11 protein-coding genes are annotated in these 17,751 nt (G+C 67.0%); 9 read left to right on the top strand and 2 right to left on the bottom strand.

What is annotated here, in order from left to right; all coding sequences use genetic code 11:
• Positions 1 to 106: 106 nt before the first annotated feature.
• The 4 genes from mrdA to IPT68_RS12635 all read left to right on the top strand — a co-directional run bounded on the left by mrdA (position 107) and on the right by IPT68_RS12635 (position 7,213).
• On the top strand, positions 107 to 2,389 hold the full coding sequence (mrdA, locus tag IPT68_RS12650; protein ID WP_189698426.1) for a penicillin-binding protein 2: 2,283 nt from the start codon (positions 107 to 109) through the stop codon (positions 2,387 to 2,389).
• Positions 2,386 to 3,585 carry a rod shape-determining protein RodA gene (rodA, locus tag IPT68_RS12645; RefSeq protein ID WP_189698425.1) on the top strand — a complete coding sequence of 400 codons (1,200 nt, stop codon included), beginning with the start codon at positions 2,386 to 2,388 and terminating at the stop codon, positions 3,583 to 3,585. The genes mrdA and rodA overlap by 4 nt, the downstream gene beginning before the upstream one ends.
• A gap of 66 nt (positions 3,586 to 3,651) precedes the next feature.
• Entirely contained in the window at positions 3,652 to 5,154 is a 1,503-nt protein-coding gene (locus tag IPT68_RS12640) for a CYTH and CHAD domain-containing protein (RefSeq protein WP_189698424.1), read from the top strand.
• Positions 5,155 to 5,251: 97 nt separating this feature from the next.
• Positions 5,252 to 7,213: a TIGR03960 family B12-binding radical SAM protein gene (locus IPT68_RS12635; RefSeq protein ID WP_189698423.1), complete on the top strand. Its 1,962-nt coding sequence runs from the start codon at positions 5,252 to 5,254 to the stop codon at positions 7,211 to 7,213.
• 205 nt (positions 7,214 to 7,418) lie between these two features.
• Here IPT68_RS12635 and IPT68_RS12630 read toward each other — a convergent pair whose 3' ends face one another.
• The gene (locus tag IPT68_RS12630) at positions 7,419 to 8,111 is read right to left on the bottom strand and encodes a hypothetical protein (protein WP_228040401.1); all 693 of its coding nucleotides are present in this window, start codon (positions 8,109 to 8,111) and stop codon (positions 7,419 to 7,421) included.
• A 238-nt stretch (positions 8,112 to 8,349) separates the two neighbouring features.
• Here IPT68_RS12630 and IPT68_RS12625 point away from each other — a divergent pair, with 238 nt between their 5' ends.
• The 4 genes from IPT68_RS12625 (at position 8,350) to IPT68_RS12610 (ending at position 16,074) form a co-directional block, all read left to right on the top strand.
• Complete coding sequence (locus tag IPT68_RS12625) at positions 8,350 to 11,925, top strand: DEAD/DEAH box helicase family protein (protein WP_189698422.1); 3,576 nt, start codon at positions 8,350 to 8,352, stop codon at positions 11,923 to 11,925.
• The gene (locus tag IPT68_RS12620; protein WP_189698421.1) at positions 11,922 to 13,421 is read left to right on the top strand and encodes a restriction endonuclease subunit S; all 1,500 of its coding nucleotides are present in this window, start codon (positions 11,922 to 11,924) and stop codon (positions 13,419 to 13,421) included. Before IPT68_RS12625 ends, IPT68_RS12620 begins: the two co-directional genes overlap by 4 nt.
• Positions 13,418 to 15,001 (top strand): class I SAM-dependent DNA methyltransferase, encoded by a 1,584-nt coding sequence (locus IPT68_RS12615; RefSeq protein ID WP_228040394.1) that lies wholly within the window; start codon positions 13,418 to 13,420, stop codon positions 14,999 to 15,001. Before IPT68_RS12620 ends, IPT68_RS12615 begins: the two co-directional genes overlap by 4 nt.
• A gap of 236 nt (positions 15,002 to 15,237) precedes the next feature.
• Entirely contained in the window at positions 15,238 to 16,074 is an 837-nt protein-coding gene (locus IPT68_RS12610; protein WP_189698420.1) for a DUF2510 domain-containing protein, read from the top strand.
• A gap of 131 nt (positions 16,075 to 16,205) precedes the next feature.
• Here the strand turns inward: IPT68_RS12610 and IPT68_RS12605 are convergent, their stop codons facing one another.
• A complete protein-coding gene (locus IPT68_RS12605) occupies positions 16,206 to 16,496 on the bottom strand; it encodes a hypothetical protein (protein WP_143655869.1) in 291 nt (96 codons plus the stop codon).
• A gap of 338 nt (positions 16,497 to 16,834) precedes the next feature.
• Here IPT68_RS12605 and IPT68_RS12600 point away from each other — a divergent pair, with 338 nt between their 5' ends.
• Entirely contained in the window at positions 16,835 to 17,749 is a 915-nt protein-coding gene (locus IPT68_RS12600; protein ID WP_189698419.1) for a phosphotransferase enzyme family protein, read from the top strand.
• Positions 17,750 to 17,751 lie beyond the last annotated feature (2 nt).

Below are 17,751 nucleotides of genomic sequence, written 5' to 3'. Positions count from 1 at the left end.
ACGTACCACCGGCACACGCGTTCGCGCTCTGAGAGGGGGAGGCAGCAGCAGTGACCAACGCCCACCCGTCTCCCACCACCACCCTTCCCACGAATGGGCTGCGCCCATGACCAATATCCCCGAGACCGGAAGGACCCCACGGGTCCAGACCAGGCTCGTCGTCATCCAGGTCCTCGTCCTCTCCCTGCTGGCCACCCTCGGCGGCCGGCTGTGGTATCTCCAGATCCGCGAGGGCGACGCCTACGCCAAGGAGGCCTCCGGCAACCACGTCCAGCAGGTCGTCCAGCCCGCCGTGCGCGGCTCGATCCTGGACGCGCGCGGAGTGGCGCTCGCCGACAACGAGACACGGCTGGTGGTGTCCGCCTCCCGGACCGAGCTGCTGAAGATGAAGGACGACGGCAAGGGCGTCCTCACCAAGCTCGCGGGCGTGCTGGGCATGACGCCCAAGGAGGTCATGGAGAAGGTCCGGCTGTGCGACGCCGAGACGCCGCAGCCCTGCTGGAACGGCTCGCCGTACCAGCCGATCCCCATCACCGACGAGGCCACCCCGCGCCAGGCCCTGCAGATCCGTGAGCGCGCCGAGGACTTCCCCGGCATCACCGCCGAGCCGCAGGCCGTCCGCCGCTACCCCGCCCCGGGCCAGGCCAACACCGCCCAGGTACTGGGCTACCTCTCCCCGGTCACCGACCAGGAGATCCAGCAGGCCCAGGACAGCGACTCGCCCTACCTGCGCTCCGACCAGGTCGGCCGCAGCGGCCTGGAGCGCCAGTACGACAAGGAACTGCGCGGCAAGGCCGGCGTCACCCGCTACGAGGTGGACAACCTCGGCCGGGTCATCGGCCGGGCCGAGGCGGACGCCGCCGAGCCCGGCTCCAACCTCGTCACCAGCATCGACGCGCGCGTGCAGCGCGTCGCCGAGTTCGAGCTCAACGAGGCGATGAAGACCGCCCGCAAGGAGTGGGACCGCAACACCAACGAGCGGTACAAGGCCGACTCCGGCGCGGTGGTGGTGATGGAGGCCAGGACGGGCCGGATCGTCGCCATGGCGTCCAACCCGACGTACGACCCCAACGCCTGGGTCGGCGGCATCTCGGCCAAGGACTACGCCCGGCTCACCGGCAAGAACTCCAACTACCCCCTGCTCAACCGCGCCATACAGGGTCAGGCGGCCCCCGGCTCGATCTTCAAGGTGGTCTCCACCGCGGCCGCCGTCCAGGCGGGCTACGCGTTCGACGGCCGGTACAACTGCTCCAGCGCGTACTCGGTCGGCGGCCAGGTCTTCAAGAACTTCGAGTCCCAGAACCACGGCCCGATCGACCTCGGCCGCGCCTTGGAGGTCTCCTGCGACACCGTCTACTACGCGCTCGCACACAGCGAGTGGAAGAAGGACGGCGGCATCAACCCCAAGGGCAAGCCCAAGGACCACTTCTTCAAGGCCGCCCACCAGTTCGGCCTCGGCAAGGAGACCGGCATCGACCTGCCCAACGAGGTCACCGGCCGCGTCCCCGACCGCGAGTGGAAGCAGCAGTACTGGGAGGCCAACAAGGACGCCTGGTGCAAGACGGGCAAGAAGGACGGGGACTACGTCCAGCGGATCTCCTACGAGAACTGCCTCGAGGGCAACAAGATGCGCGCCGGTGACGAGATCAACTACTCCATCGGCCAGGGCGACACGCTGGTGACGCCCATTCAGATGGCCACGATCTACGCCGCCATCTCCAACGGCGGCACGCTCTACGACCCCACCGTCGGCAAGGCGATCATCAGCGCCGACGGCAAGCAGGTCACCGAGATCGAACCCGAGGCGCACGGCAAGCTGCCGGTCACGCAGCAGACGCTGGCCCAGATGGACGAGGCGCTGGAGGGCGTCGCCACCCGGGGTACGGCGGCCTGGCGGTTCGGCGGCTGGCCGCAGGACAAGATCGCGATGCACGCCAAGACGGGTACGGCGGAGGTCTACGGCAAGCAGACCACCTCCTGGTTCGCGACCTACACCGACGACTACGCGATCGTGATGACGATCTCCCAGGGTGGTACGGGCTCCGGAGCCTCGGGTCCGGCCGTGCGCAACATCTACGACGCGCTGTACGGCGTCTCCGACGACGGCACGATCGACAGGAAGAACGCCCTGCTGCCCACCCCGCTGAAGAGCCTGCCGAAGATCCAGGCCGACGGCTCGATCATCGCGCCGAAGATCTCCAAGGACCCGGCGAAGGAACAGCAGGCCAGCCAGAAGGCCCCCGAGGACGCGAGCGGGCAGGTGCAGACGGCGGCGACCGTGCAGGCGTCGCCGGAAGCCAACCGGGACACGCGCCGACGGCAGCGCCGCCGGGGCCACCGGGGCCACGGCGCTCGCCGCGGGTCGCTCAGCCGAAGGATGCTCACATGACGGGCGCGAACAGCTTCCAGGTCTCCGGATACGGTCCCGAACGCGCGGGCTGGACCCGGCTGTTCGCCCGCGACTCGCTGGCCCGCCGGCTCGACTGGCCGATACTGCTGGCCGCGCTGACGCTCTCCATGATCGGCGCCGTGCTGGTGTACTCGGCGACCCGCAACCGCACCGAGATCAACCAGGGCGATCCGTACTACTTCCTGGTACGGCACCTGCTGAACACCGGCATCGGCTTCGCGCTGATGATCGGCACGGTCTGGCTCGGCCACCGCACCCTGCGCGGCGCGGTGCCGGTCCTGTACGGCGCGTCGGTCTTCCTGGTGCTGCTGGTCCTGACCCCGCTCGGCACCACGGTCAACGGCGCCCACTCGTGGATCGCGGTGGGCGGCGGGTTCTCGCTCCAGCCGTCGGAGTTCGTCAAGGTCACGATCATCCTCGGCATGGCGATGCTGCTGGCGGCCCGGGTGGACGCCGGCGACAAGCAGTACCCGGACCACCGCACGGTCGTGCAGGCGCTCGGCCTCGCCACGGTTCCGATGCTGATCGTGATGCTCATGCCCGACCTCGGGTCGGTCATGGTGATGGTCGTGATCGTGCTGGGCGTGCTGCTCGCGTCCGGCGCGTCCAACCGGTGGGTGTTCGGGCTGCTGGGCGCCGGCACCCTGGGGGCCGTCGCCGTCTGGCAGCTGCACATCCTCGACGAGTACCAGATCAACCGCTTCGCCGCGTTCGCCAACCCGGACCTCGACCCGGCGGGCGTCGGCTACAACACCAACCAGGCGCGCATCGCGATCGGTTCGGGCGGGCTGACCGGGTCGGGCCTGTTCCAGGGCTCGCAGACCACCGGGCAGTTCGTGCCGGAGCAGCAGACGGACTTCGTGTTCACCGTCGCGGGCGAGGAACTCGGCTTCATCGGTGGCGGACTGATAATCCTCCTGCTGGGCGTGGTGCTGTGGCGGGCCTGCCGGATCGCACTGGAGACGACCGAGCTGTACGGCACGATCGTCGCGGCCGGAATCGTGGCCTGGTTCGCCTTCCAGGCCTTCGAGAACATCGGGATGACCCTGGGAATCATGCCGGTCACCGGTCTGCCGCTGCCGTTCGTGTCCTACGGCGGATCGTCGATGTTCGCGGTCTGGGTCGCGGTGGGGCTGCTGCAGTCGATCCGGGTGCAAAGACCCATGTCGGCGTGAGGTCCGCCCGGCATTCACCTGCTGGGCGCCCTGCCGTCGCGCGTCCGTAACCACTAGATTCGGTTCATGGCGGATACGAAGCGTGAGATCGAGCGCAAGTACGAGTCCGACGACAGCGGGCTGCCCGACCTGACCGGCGTCGCCGGAGTGGCGGCCGTCCTCGACCAGGGCGTCGCCGACCTGGACGCCACCTACTACGACACCGCCGACGAGCGCCTGGCGGCCTCCTCGATCACGCTGCGCCGCCGCACCGGCGGCTCCGACGCGGGATGGCACCTGAAGTTCCCGGTGGAGAGCGGGGTGCGGGACGAGATCCACGCGCCGCTGTCCGACCACGTGCCGTCCACGCTGGGCGCCCTCGTCCGGTCCCGGGTGCGCGACGACGAGCTGGCGCCCGTCGTGCGGCTGCGGTCCACCCGCGACGTGCGCCACCTGGTGGACGTCGACGGGCACCTGCTCGCCGAGGTCAGCGTGGACGCCGTGCGGGCCGAGCGACTCACCGGGGGAGGCGGGAAGGCCGAGTGGACCGAGATCGAGGTGGAGCTCGCCGACGGCGGTGACCCGGCGTTCCTCGACAAGGTCGACAAGCGGCTGCGCAAGGCCGGGGTCCGGCCCGCCGACTTCCCCTCGAAGCTGGCGCGGGCACTGGCCGAGACCGGCGGGAAGGGCAGGAGCCGCAAGGAGGACCGGGCCGAGCCGGTCACCGCCGGTGACCACGTGCTGGCGTACGTGCGCACCCAGCGGGACGAGATCGTCGACCTCGATCCGGCCGTGCGCCGGGACCTGGAGGACTCGGTGCACCGCATGCGGGTCGCCACCCGCCGGATGCGCGCCACCTTCAGGTCGTACCGCAAGGTCCTCGACCGGGCCGTCACCGACCCGGTCGGCGTCGAGCTGAAGTGGCTGGCGGGCGAGCTCGGCGCGAGCCGCGACCACGAGGTGCTGGCCGAGCGGATCAGCGACGCCGTCGAGGGCCTGCCGCCCGGCCTGGTCACCGGTCCCGTCCGCAACCGGCTGCGCACCTGGTCGAAGGCGAAGGGCGGGGACACGCGACGGCAGATCATCGACGTACTGAACGGACCGCGCTATCTCGCGCTGCTCACCTCGCTCGATGCCCTGCTCGCCGACCCGCCGCTGCGGGCGGCGGCGGCCGGGAAGCCGTCGAAGGTGCTGGCCGAGGCCGTTGACGGGGCCTACGACACGCTGGCCGGGCTGGTCGAGCAGGCCCTCGGCACCCCACCCGGGCGCGACCGCGACGTGGCGCTGCACGAGGCGCGCAAGAAGGCCAAGCGGGCACGGTACGCGGCGGAGACGGCCGCGCCGGCGCTCGGGAAGCCGGCGTCGAAGCTGGTGTCGTCGCTGAAGGACCTGCAGAAGCTGCTCGGCGAGCACCAGGACAGCGTGATGTGCCGGCAGGCGCTGAGGGAGCTGGCCGAGCAGGCGCATGCCGCAGGGGAGAACGCGTTCACGTACGGCGTGCTGCACGCGCGCGAGGAGCGGCGGGCGGCCGAGGTGGAGGAGGAGCTGCCGGGGGTGTGGAAGGGCATGAGGGGCGGGACCGGGCTCTGAGCGTACGGAAGGGGGCTCCGGCCGCGTTACGCTAGATGGTCACCCGCCCCCAGCCTCCGGCCGGGGGTACCCCCAGTCAGCTCACGAAAGTCCCGCGATGTCTGTCGAGTCGGTTTTCCCGCAGCTCGAAGCCCTGCTCCCGCATGTGCAGAAGCCGATCCAGTACGTCGGTGGAGAGCTCAACTCCACCGTCAAGGACTGGGACGCCTGTGATGTCCGTTGGGCGCTCATGTACCCGGACGCGTACGAGGTGGGGCTGCCCAACCAGGGCGTCATGATCCTCTACGAGGTCCTCAACGAGCGTGAGGGGGTCCTCGCCGAGCGGACGTACAGCGTGTGGCCGGACCTGGAAGAGCTGATGCGGGAGCACGGCGTCCCGCAGTTCACCGTGGACGGCCACCGCCCGGTGAAGGCGTTCGACGTGTTCGGGGTGAGCTTCTCGACGGAGCTCGGCTACACGAACCTGCTGACGGCGCTGGACCTGTCGGGCATCCCGCTCCAGGCCAGGGACCGGACCGTCGACGACCCGATCGTCATGGCCGGCGGCCATGCGGCCTTCAACCCCGAGCCGATCGCCGACTTCATCGACTGCGCGGTGATCGGCGACGGCGAGCAGGCGGTCCTGGAGGTCACCGACATCATCCGCGCCTGGAAGGCGGAGGGCCGCCCGGGCGGCCGCGAGGAACTGCTCTTCCGGCTGGCCAGGACGGGCGGGGTGTACGTCCCCGGCTTCTACGACGTCGAGTACCTGCCCGACGGGCGCATCGGGCGTGTCGTACCGAACAGGTCGGGTGTGCCGTGGCGGGTGTCCAAGCACACCGTCATGGACCTCGACGAGTGGCCGTACCCCAAGCAGCCGCTGGTGCCGCTGGCGGAGACGGTCCACGAGCGGATGTCCGTCGAGATCTTCCGCGGCTGCACGCGCGGCTGCCGCTTCTGCCAGGCCGGCATGATCACCCGCCCGGTGCGCGAGCGGTCGATCACCGGCATCGGCGACATGGTCGACAAGGGTCTGAAGGCCACCGGCTTCGAGGAGGTCGGCCTGCTGTCGCTGTCCTCGGCCGACCACTCGGAGATCGGCGACATCGCCAAGGGCCTGGCCGACCGCTACGAGGACGACAAGATCGGCCTGTCGCTGCCGTCGACCCGCGTGGACGCCTTCAACATCGACCTGGCCAACGAGCTGACCAGGAACGGCCGCCGGTCCGGCCTGACGTTCGCGCCCGAGGGCGGTTCCGAGCGCATCCGCAAGGTCATCAACAAGATGGTCTCGGAGGAGGACCTGATCCGCACGGTCGCGACGGCGTACGGCAACGGCTGGCGGCAGGTGAAGCTGTACTTCATGTGCGGTCTGCCGACCGAGACCGACGACGACGTGCTCCAGATCGCCGACATGGCCACGCGCGTCATCCAGAAGGGCCGCGAGGTCTCCGGTTCGAACGACATCCGCTGCACGGTGTCGATCGGCGGGTTCGTGCCCAAGCCGCACACGCCGTTCCAGTGGGCCCCGCAGCTGTCCGCCGAGGAGACGGACGCCCGTCTGGCCAAGCTGCGGGACAAGATCCGCGGCGACAAGAAGTACGGCCGCTCCATCGGCTTCCGCTACCACGACGGCAAGCCCGGCATCGTCGAGGGCCTGCTCTCCCGCGGTGACCGCCGGATCGGCGCGGTCATCCGCGCGGTGTACGAGGACGGCGGCCGCTTCGACGGCTGGCGCGAGCACTTCTCGTACGACCGCTGGATGAACTGCGCGGAGAAGGCGCTGGCCCCGTTCGGTGTGGACGTCGACTGGTACACCACCCGCGAGCGGGCGTACGAGGAGGTCCTGCCCTGGGACCACCTCGACTCCGGCCTCGACAAGGACTGGCTGTGGGAGGACTGGCAGGACGCCCTCGACGAAACGGAGGTCGAGGACTGCCGCTGGACGCCGTGCTTCGACTGCGGGGTGTGCCCGCAGATGGATACGGCCATACAAATCGGCCCGACCGGCAAGAAGTTGCTGCCTCTGACGGTCAAAAACGCAGGTCCGACGCCGGCTTCGAGTGGTCACTCGCACTGACGTGAGCGAGGCACTCGATCGGGTGATGGGGGCGCTGGCGGGGGTGAGTGAGGAGGAGGTGGCGGATGTGCTGGCTGCGGTCGGCGCTTCGGCCCCTCGCCCGTCGGCGCCGTTGGCGTCCTCCCGGACTCCGCTGCCGAGCCCAAGGAGCGCCTCGCGGATCGTCTCCGAGGTGGAGTGGGTCTGAGGAATCGGCGCCCACCAATTACGCGTCTGTGTCGTCGTCGGCTGCGGTAGCCGATGGATCGACGAACACCGCCAGGTAGCGGAACTCACTGCCTGCTCCGCCCTGCTCGGAGTACATCTCCCATTCGAGGGGGTAGGTGCCTTGCAGACTGCATGTGTTCGGTTCGTAGGTCCCCTCGGCCCAGAGCAGAGTCCCGGCGAGTTCCCGTCCCTGGTGTATCCGGAAGGCATGATCCCGAGTACGCCGGCGGCTCGGACCCGGCGGGGTCCACAAGGACGCCTCGTTGGTCAGGATGAGGGCAAGGCCGTTCTGGCCGGGCTGACGACAGAAGCGCTCCAGCCTCGCTATGTCCCGAACAAAGTGCAGGCGGGCGAGGTCAGTGGCGCCATGCGCCTTCAAGGCGTAGTCCTCGACCGGAACGCCGACCTTGCCTGTCCAAGCTCGGGTGAAGTACTTGAATTCGATCGCAGTGCGGTCCCCAGGGCCGAGGCACTGAAGGTCTAGGTACTCGGTCTTGCCCAACCCGCGCTGCGGCACCTCGAGCCTGGAGTGCACATCTGGCGCCAACTCCCAGAGCACCCGGGCGAAACTGTGCTGAAGGTCAGCCTCGGAGTGGAAGACCGGCCTGTGCCGACACAGCTTCGCCATGACGTCGTCGAGTGAGACCCGTCCAGCAATGATTCTCTTGCGGTCTATCGGTGTCGTGGTCACGGCGCCATTGAAATCGCCCTGCGTCTCAACTCTCAAGCCCTATCGGCCCCATGTGACCCATTGGAAGGGCTCGTAGGTGTGCCGTGGCATGCAGGGGCGCCGTTGGATCGGGATGGCCCCCGGGGCAGGCGCCCGCTCATGCACAGTCGTCAAGACTTGCGGATGGGCTCAAGTAGTGGAATCCTGAAAGGCTTTGATCATCAAGCGCGGCCCTGGGGGGAGCTACATGATGGCGTCGATGGCCAACGCCGGACAGGACGATGAAAAGAAGGTCGCCTGGCTGGCGGCACGTTCGTCCAACTTCGGTCACCTGATCGGGTACGAGCCCTTGCTGGTGACGCTCGGCTGTGCCGCGGAGTCATACGTCCACACCGATCCCCACGCCGCCATGGTGAAGGCCCGTCTCTATGGCGAGGTCATGACCCGGCACTTGGTCACGCTTCTCGGCATCACCGTGCCGGGGCCCCGGCAGGTGGACCGGATCAACGCCCTCACCAAGGCGGGCGTCCTTGTCCCGCAGGTGCGGGCCTGGTTCGAGGCGATCCGCACCACGGGCAACCGGGCCGTCCACGAGTACTACGCCAACGTCCGTGAAGCACTTCAGTCCGTGGAGATGTGCTTCCGTCTCGGCGACTGGCTGCACCGTTCCCTCGACCAGTCCGACACCACCCACCGGGTCTTCCTTGCGCCCGCGCCGCCCTCCGCCGCGCCCGCGCCCGCGACCATCGCCGACCAGCACGAGCTGGAGCAGCTGCGCGCCGAGCTTGACGCCTACCGCCGTCGGCTGGAGGAGGCCCGGCTCCGTTACGACGGCAAGCAGAGCCGCCTGGAGCGCGAGCGGGCCGCCCGCGAGCAGGCCGAGGCGGAACTGGCCCGTGCGGAGGCCGAGCGGGCCGCGCTGCACGACCTGATCGCCGAACTGAGTGAGAAGATCACCGAACTGACGACTCCGGCCCTGGAGTCCCGTTCGGCCGCTCGCCCGCTGGACGGGGCCTCCCAGCGTGACGAGTTTATCGCGCACGCCCAGAAGGCCGCCCGTCCGCCCATGAGCGAGGCACAGGTACGTGCCGAGCTCGACTGCATCCTGGAGAAGGCGGGCTGGACTGTCCAGGACGAGAAGGCCAAGAACCTCTTCGCGGGCCGTGGCGTCGCCGTCCGGGAGGTCTCCACTGCCGTCGGCCGCGCCGACTACCTTCTCTACGTCGACCAGCGACTGGTCGGCGTCATAGAGGCCAAGCGGGAGGGCGCCGACCTGGAGGCCGCTATGCAGCAGGCCGCCCGCTACGCCACCGGGCTTACCCGCAGCCAGCAGCTCAGCGCCTGGCGCGCCAGCCTGCCCTTTCGGTACGTCGCCGACGGCAACACCGTCCGCTTCCACAATGACCTCGACCCCTCGCCGCGTACCCGTGACGTCTTCGCCGTGCACCGCCCGGACACGATCGCGCGCTGGGTCGAGGAGGCCGACGCCGATCCCGCTGCACCGACCCTGCGGGCCCGGATGCGCCGTCTGCCGCAGACCTTTCTCGATCCGGAGGATCTGCGCCCGGCCCAGGTGACGGCGATCAAGGGTTTGGAGCGGTCCCTGGCCAAGGACGACCCCCGTGCCCTGATCCAGATGGCGACCGGCGCTGGCAAGACCTACACCGTGGTCAGCGAAAGCTACCGGCTGCTCAAGCACGCCAGCGCCAAGCGCGTCCTCTTCCTTGTCGACCGCAACAACCTCGGCAGCCAGGCTGCCACCGAGTTCGAGAACTTTGACACCCCGGACGACGGCCGCAAGTTCACCGAGCTGTACGTCGTGCAGCGCCTCGCGGGCGACACCGTCCTCGGCTCCGCGCACGTCGTGGTGTCCACGGTGCAGCGGCTGTGGCTAGCCCTGACGGGCCAGGCGGTGCCGAGCGCCGACGACGACAACGAGGCCCTGGACCGCTACGACCTCGTCGACGAGCCCGTGACGGTCAGTTACAACCCGGCCCTGCCACCGGAGTCCTTCGATCTGATCGTCGTCGACGAGTGCCACCGCTCCATCTACGGCAAGTGGCGCGCGGTCCTGGAGTACTTCGACGCCCACCTGGTCGGCCTCACCGCCACCCCGGTCAAGCAGACCTTCGGCTTCTTCTTCCAGAACCTGGTGAGCGAGTACCCCTACGAGCAGGCCGTCGCCGACGGCGTCAACGTCGACTTCGACGTCTTCCGCATCCGTACGGAACTGGGCGAGAACGGCAGCACGATCCCCGCCGAGACGGTCGTGCCGATGCGAGAGCGGAAGACCCGGAGGGAGCGTTACCAGGAGCTTGAGGAGGACCTGGAGTGGAAGGCGTCCCAGCTGGGCCGCCAGGTCATCAGCAGGGGGCAGCTGAAACTCGTCATTGAGACCTTCCGCAAGCACCTGTTCACCGACATCTTCCCGCCGGTCGGGGAGGGCGACGTACAGCGGGCTCGCACGCATGTGCCTAAGACCCTGATCTTCGCTGTGGACGACAACCACGCCGACGAGATCGTCCAGACCGTGCGGCAGGTCTTCGGCGAGGGTGACGACTTCTGCATGAAGATCACACACGCGGCGAAGCGGCCGGCGGAACTGATCAAGGCATTCCGCAACAGCCCCGAGCTGCGGATCGCGGTCACCGTGGACATGATCGCTACCGGGACCGACATCCCGCCACTGGAGTGCGTGTTCTTCCTGCGGGACGTCAAGAGCTGGGCCTACTTCGAGCAGATGAAGGGGCGCGGTTCGCGCACCGTGGACCCGGCGGAGTTCCAGGCGGTCACGCCGGACGCCGAGGTCAAGGAACGGTTCGTGATCGTCGACGCGGTCGGCGTCACGGACTCGCCCCGCGTGGACGCGCGCCCGCTCAACCGCGTCTCCGAGCGGAAGATCCCGCTGGAGCGGCTGATGGCCAAGACGGCCGGTCTGGCAATGACGGAGGACGAGGTCGCCACCCTGGCTGGCCGCCTCGCCCGCCTCGACCGGCAGCTCACCCCCGAGGAGCGCGAGGAGGTCGAGGAGCTGGCCGGGCAGCCGCTCCGGGAGATCGTCGGCGGCCTGGTCCGCTCCGTTGACCCCGACCAGCAGGAGCGGGCCCGGCGCATCGGCGGCGAGAAGCAGGTCCGGCAGGACATGCTCGACGCGCTGAAACCGATCGCCTCCAACGGCGAGCTGCGCGACCGCCTGCTGTCGATGCGCCGCGCCCACGACATCGTCATCGACGAGGTCAGCGTGGACGAGGTGAAGGAGGCGCGCGGCATCACGGCGGAGGAGCTGGCCATCCGCCGCGTGTCGTCCTGGCAGCAGTACCTAAAGGACCACCGTGACGAGATCGCCGCGCTCAGCCTCGCCTTCGGCGAGCGACGCGACCCGAAGGAGGTCTACCGGCGCCTGCGCGACCTGGCACGGAAGATCGAACGCCCCCCGTTCCAGTGGACCCCGGCCCGGCTTTACGACGCGTACGTGCAGCTGGGCAAGGCGTCCCGGCACCCGCGAGGAGCGGCCGGCGTGGTGGACCTGATCGGCCTGCTCCGCTTCGAGTTGGGGCTGGACCAGGAGGTACGGCCGTATCGGGCGCTGGTCGAGGAACGGTACGCGGCCTGGCGGGCCCGGCAGGAGCAGGCGGGGGCGGTGTTCACCCCGGACCAGGCGTGGTGGCTCGACAGGATCGTCGACGTGATAGCGACGGATGCGGCGATCGAGCCCGAGCACCTGAAGGACGTACCCTTCATCGAGCGCGGGGGCGTGGACGGATTCCTGCGGGACTTCGGGGCCGACCGGGGGGCTGAAATTCTAAACGAATTGGGACGGGAGTTGGGCGCGTGAGCGAGGGCGGTATTCCTTCGGGGGTTCCGAAGGGGTGGGTCCGGGTTCGGCTGGATGAGGTCGCTGAGGTGCGGCTCGGTCGACAGCGGTCGCCCAAGAATCACTCCGGCACGCAAATGCGGCCGTATCTGCGGGCTGCGAATGTGGACTGGAATGGGCTCAAGCTTGACGACGTGAAGGAAATGAACTTCACGGATGACGAGGTTGCTGTCTACGGTTTGAAGAAGGGGGACATCGTACTGAGTGAGGCATCTGGTAGCGCCTCCGAGGTCGGTAAGCCCGCTATCTGGAACGATCAAATCCCCAACTGCTGCTTGCAGAACACGCTGATCAGGGTCCGGAGCTACGGTGTCGATCCGCAGTATCTGCTGCATTTTTTGCGCAGCGAGGCGATGCGCGGAGCCTTCGTTGAACACTCACGCGGCGTGGGCATCCACCACATCGGAGCCGCGAGGCTTGCGGCATGGCAGGTGCCGGTGCCTCCGCTGAAGGAGCAGCGGCGCATCGTTGCCGCGCTCGAAGAGCAACTGTCGCGGCTCGACGCGGCAGCAGGTAGTGCTGCCCAGGTGCGCAGTAAATTGCTGGCGTACAAGGCGAGTCGCGAACGTGAGATTGTGCCGTCCCCGCAAGCTGGTGCGGCAGAGCAGCCGCTTCCAGGCGAATGGCGAATGGTGCGGCTCAGTGACATCTCGCACTCATCCGGTTACGGCACATCCACGAAGTGCGGTTACGATGGCGCAGGCGGCGCAGTTTTGCGTATTCCCAATATTCAGAGTGGAACCATCAACACCGCAGACCTGAAGTATGCGCTGGATGCAGACCTTGACCTAGACGCGTACAAGGTAAGTGCTGGGGACTTGCTCGTTGTTCGTACAAACGGAAGCAGAGACCTGATCGGACGCGTGGCGGTATCGCGTGAGGATACTGACTACGCCTTTGCATCTTATTTGATCCGCTTTAAGATCAAGACGGATGATGCTTTCCCTGATTGGGTTTCCAGGATTCTTTCCACCCGCCCTTGGCGGCAGCTCATCGAGTCAGCAGCGGCTTCAACAGCGGGACAGTACAACCTCAACTTGAAGAAGTTGGGCTCGCTGCCGATTCCGTTGCCCCCGCTTGAAGAACAGCGTTCGCTCACTGTCGCGCTGGATGAGATCGACGCATCAGTTCGGCGCCTTACCAGTGCAGTCGACGACGCTTCGCTGAAAGGCGAGGCGCTCCGCCGCTCTCTCCTTGCCGAAGCATTCGCCGGCCGCCTCATCCCCCAGGACCCCGCCGACGAGCCCGCCGACGCCCTGCTCGACCGCATCCGCGCCGAGTGTGAGGCGGCCGGAGCGACCAAGTCCCGGCGCCGAAGCCCTCGCCGGGCGCCCGCCCAGCGCAAGCGCACGCCGGACACCGCACCCGTACCGGACGCACCTCCGCCGCCCCCGGCCGACGCTCCCGCCCTCGCCACCGCCACCCAGCCCACCCTTGACCTGGAGATCCCCTCGTGACCACCACCGAGGCCCGTCGGCTCGTCGACAAGCTCTGGAGCTACTGCCACGTCCTGCGTGACGACGGCGTATCCACCATCGACTACGTCGAGCAGTTGACGCTTCTCGTGTTCCTCAAGATGGCGCACGAGGCACAGTCCCGCCCCCCGATGTTTCGCGAGCAGATCATGCCCGAGGGCTCGGTCTGGGAGGGCCGTGGCTGGCCCGAGCTGCTGAAGAACGACGGTGCCGCCCTCGAAACCGCCTACGCCGAACTCCTCGAAGACCTCGGCAACCAGCGCAAGGACACCACCTTCCACCTGATCTTCAACGGGGCCCGTAACCGCATCCACGACCCCGCCAAGCTCAAGCGCTTGGTCAAGGACCTGATCGACAAGGAGAGCTGGTCGGGTCAGAAGACCGACATCAAGGGCGACGCCTACGAGGAACTGCTGTCCCGTGGCGCGGAGGACATCAAGTCCGGCGCGGGCCAGTACTTCACCCCGCGGGCGCTGATCCAGGCCATCATCGACTGCGTCCGTCCGACCCCAGACGACAAGATCACCGACCCCGCCTGCGGAACCGGCGGCTTCCTGCTGGCCGCCGCCGAGTACATCCTCCACGAGTACGGCAACCAGCTCACCCCCGAGCAGCGCAAGCACCTCAGTAGCGGCGGCATCTGGGGCACTGAGCTGGTCCGGAACACTGCGCGCCTCGCCGCGATGAACCTCTTCCTGCACGGTATCGGCCACCCCACCGGACCGGCCCTGGTCCGCACCCGGGACGCCCTCGCCGCCCCGCCAGACAAGCGCGCGAGTCTGGTACTGGCCAACCCGCCCTTCGGTAAGAAGTCGTCCATCACCGTCTACGGCGACGACGGTTCCGCCGCCCGCGAGGCGATCGCCTACGAGCGCCGCGACTTCTGGGTCACCACGACCAACAAACAGCTCAACTTCGTGCAGCACATCGCCTCGCTGCTGGAGATCCACGGCCGCGCTGCGGTCGTCGTCCCCGACAATGTCCTCTTCGAGGGCGGCGCGGGCGAGACCATCCGCCGGCGCCTGCTGAACGAGTACGACGTCCACACCCTGCTCCGCCTGCCCACCGGCATCTTCTACGCGGGCGGCGTCAAGGCCAACGTGCTGTTCTTCGAGCGCAAGCCGGCCCGCCCGAACCAACCGTGGACGGAGAAGCTGTGGGTTTACGACTTCCGTACGGCCCAGCACTTCACGCTCAAGCAGAACCCGCTCACGCGGGCCCACCTCGAAGACTTCGTACAGTGCTTCCAGCCTGACGACCGCTCCAAGCGGGTGGAGTCGGAACGCTTCAAGGCGTTCACGTACGAGGAACTGGTCGCCCGCGACAAGGCGAACCTCGACATCACCTGGCTCCGTGACCCGAGCCTCGACGACGCCGACAACCTCCCCGCGCCGGAGATCCTGGCTGCCGAGATCGTCGAAGACCTCCAGGCCGCCCTGGAGGAGTTCGCTGCAATTGCAGACACGCTCCAACAGGTGCGGAGTAACGGAATGCCTGTACCGAACGCATCCGGAGACCCGAACCTGACTCACACTCCTCCCTCCGAGGGGCCGACCAATTAGTGCCCAATGTCGTTCCAGTGGCTTAGGCATGCTCCCCGATCTCCTCGGGGGCGAAGGGGCTGACGGCGACGAGGTGGCCTCACCTCAACTATGGCGTTACTGACGCAACATGGGAAGAACTCACAGCACTCTTGGGGCGCCACATGTCTCATACCGACAACGAGAACATTGAGGGGCCCGGCCCCAGCCACGAGGACCGAACGACCAAAGCCGCTCCCGCAAGCTCAGGGCGGCGAATGGCTAGAAAAAAGGTCTGGATTACATATCCAGACGAAGCCCAGCTTGGGCGATCAAGAGACGATGATGGAGCACAGAGCCCAAATCTTTATGTTCCTGGATCGAAAGGGGTCAAGGGGCAGGTCAAGATTTATGACGTGAATGAACCCTCGATAGTCACCCAGATTGCCACTGACGTGCTTTCTCATGTCATTGAGAGGGCTGTTGACAGGGCCATCGATGAGGTTTGGCTGCACGCCAAGAGTTGGTGGAACGATAGAAAGTCGAAGCGGAAGAGTGCCGCCCCATCGAAATCGAGGGTAAGGGGGTTGTTCGAACCGGCCCCGGCGGCACCGGCTGGCTGGTACGTCGACAGATTCGATGCGACACAGCTGCGCTACTGGGATGGGGTCGCGTGGACCAACCGCTTCGCGCCGACACGTAGAACTGCGGCCACGCCCGCGCCGGTAGCAACGACTTCCCACGCGCCAGCAACGCAGCCGCTCGAAGAGTCCAGAATCATTATGAGCAGCGCAGAGTGGCAGGAGCTTGTCCTTGCGTGGCTGAAGGCTGGGGCAATCGGGGAAGAGTTGTGGAGGCGCATATCCACTGCTTGCATCAAAGATGCCGACGCTGCGACTCTGGAATCTCAGCGTAAGATGGAGAAGCTCACGGCTCGGCAAGGTGCGGATCGAATCAGGTTGATGCTGGAATCAAATTCTTCTTTGCGTGACGAAGGTGCACTAGCGGAGTTCATGAAGCTCTTTGGTAGCGGTCGAAACGCTGATTTCGAGGATGCGCGGTTGCGAAACGCGGAGATGAAAGAGGCGCCACGCTTGACTGAGGGTGAGTTATAGCAACGGCTACTCTCAGGTGGGGTTGACGACCAGGGTCTCGGAATAGTCGCTATGTGGCTGATGTGCGCGCTCTGGGAGACGCCCACGAAAAGTGATGCCAGCGATGGCCTGGGCCGATACAGCGTAGGGTTTCAATCAAGATCGACGCCCAAGATTTCCGCGAGGCGGGAAAGCCCCTCAATGGACCGTTCCATGTGTTCAGGGATGATTCTGTCTCGCGCTTCTTTGGGGAGGTGCTGGTCCGCCTCCTGCATGAGCGTGGCGTACTCCTGAAAAACTTGCACGCAAAGATTCGTGAGCTGCGCCGCCTGACGGCGAGTCGGATCGTCCGCGTTGAGGTCCGCCTCAAACAGCGCCAAGGCATCTTCCAGGACGGAGTGGCGATTGGGTGCCAGTGCACCGGGCGTTGGTCGGTCATCCACAGACCCAGTCTGACGAATCGCACAGTGACCAGGGAAGTCTGTTGGGCTCCCCGATTCACTACATGCCTGTGTCAGACGCGTGCCAGATCGGGCGCGGAGCCACAGGGAAGAGTGGGGACCAGGCAGCCAGTCAGACAGACCTCTTCGCCGTTCCACCGCAGGTCAACCCAATAGTCGGCCGTGGAGGACCCAAGCTTCCTTCCCAGGTTGATAGCTCCCGCTCTCGCTGAGCCACCGTGCCCCTGGGTACCGTCGTGGTCGTGTGTCTGGTGCGCGCCGGGTTGGTCACCCATAGCCGTGCCGGTTGATCGCGTGCGACTAGGGGAGCTGGTACGGGCATGGCGGTTGACGCTGCTCGATCGGAAGAGGGGTTCACGTCGGCTAGGGCTACGCGTGTGATGAGTGCCGCGTGCCGGGCTGCGGGACTCGATGACAGAGGCGCTGAGCTGATCCGACTGGGAGAGAACGCGCTGTTCCGACTGGCCGCGGCGCCGGTGATCGTTCGAGTGGCTCGGGGCGAACCGTGGTTGCCGAAGGCCCGTGTCGAGGTGGCTGTTGCCAGGTGGCTAGCTGCAGAGGGGTTTCCGGCGTCCCGACCTGTTGATGGCCTGGAGCAGCCCTTCCTGATCGACGGACACCCGGTGACCTTCTGGCGCCTCATCGTCGAGGGCGACCGCAAGGCCACCTACGGCGAACTGGGCGGCATCCTGAGGGACCTGCACTCCATGAGGGTGCCCGCAGGCCTTGAATTGCCTGCCTTCGATCCCTTCGACAAGCAAGAGCTGCGGATCAGTAAGGCGCCGATTCCGGACGATGACCGGGTCTTCCTCCGCAAGCGCTGGCAGGAGCTGCGCGGCCAGTTCGAGGAGTTGAGGTTCGAGACCCCAAAAGGGCCGGTGCACGGTGATGCCCACGTGCAGAACCTCATGGTGAACGATCGGGATGAGGTGATCCTGATCGACTTCGAGGCCTTCTGCTTCGATCATCCGGAGTGGGACCTGATGGTCACTGCGGTCGAGCATCACAGCCTTGGGTGGCAGACCGATGAGCAGTACGCGGACTTCGTGCGGGCGTACGGGCGGGACCTGTACGACTGGCACGGCTACGACACGCTCCGGCGGCTTCAGGAGTTCGGCATGACGACGTGGCTCATGCAGAACGTGCAGGAGAGCGAGGAGACGGCTGCTGAGTACCGTCGGCGCATCGCCGGCTTGCGCGACGACGATGCGCCGCGTGATTGGCGTCCTTGGTAGTT

The sequence above is a fragment of the Streptomyces chromofuscus genome, assembly GCF_015160875.1.
GTDB lineage: Bacteria > Actinomycetota > Actinomycetes > Streptomycetales > Streptomycetaceae > Streptomyces > Streptomyces chromofuscus.
The sequence above is the reverse complement of the archived record's forward strand: the minus strand, read 5'-3'. Positions and strand labels throughout refer to the sequence as shown.

Coding starts and splice junctions, on each gene's coding strand:
- rodA (WP_189698425.1), top strand. CDS start 2,386: ATGACGGGCGCGAACAGCTTCCAGGTCTCCGGATACGGTCCCGAACGC.
- IPT68_RS12600 (WP_189698419.1), top strand. CDS start 16,835: ATGGCGGTTGACGCTGCTCGATCGGAAGAGGGGTTCACGTCGGCTAGG.
- IPT68_RS12635 (WP_189698423.1), top strand. CDS start 5,252: ATGTCTGTCGAGTCGGTTTTCCCGCAGCTCGAAGCCCTGCTCCCGCAT.
- IPT68_RS12610 (WP_189698420.1), top strand. CDS start 15,238: ATGGCTAGAAAAAAGGTCTGGATTACATATCCAGACGAAGCCCAGCTT.
- mrdA (WP_189698426.1), top strand. CDS start 107: ATGACCAATATCCCCGAGACCGGAAGGACCCCACGGGTCCAGACCAGG.
- IPT68_RS12625 (WP_189698422.1), top strand. CDS start 8,350: ATGGCCAACGCCGGACAGGACGATGAAAAGAAGGTCGCCTGGCTGGCG.
- IPT68_RS12640 (WP_189698424.1), top strand. CDS start 3,652: ATGGCGGATACGAAGCGTGAGATCGAGCGCAAGTACGAGTCCGACGAC.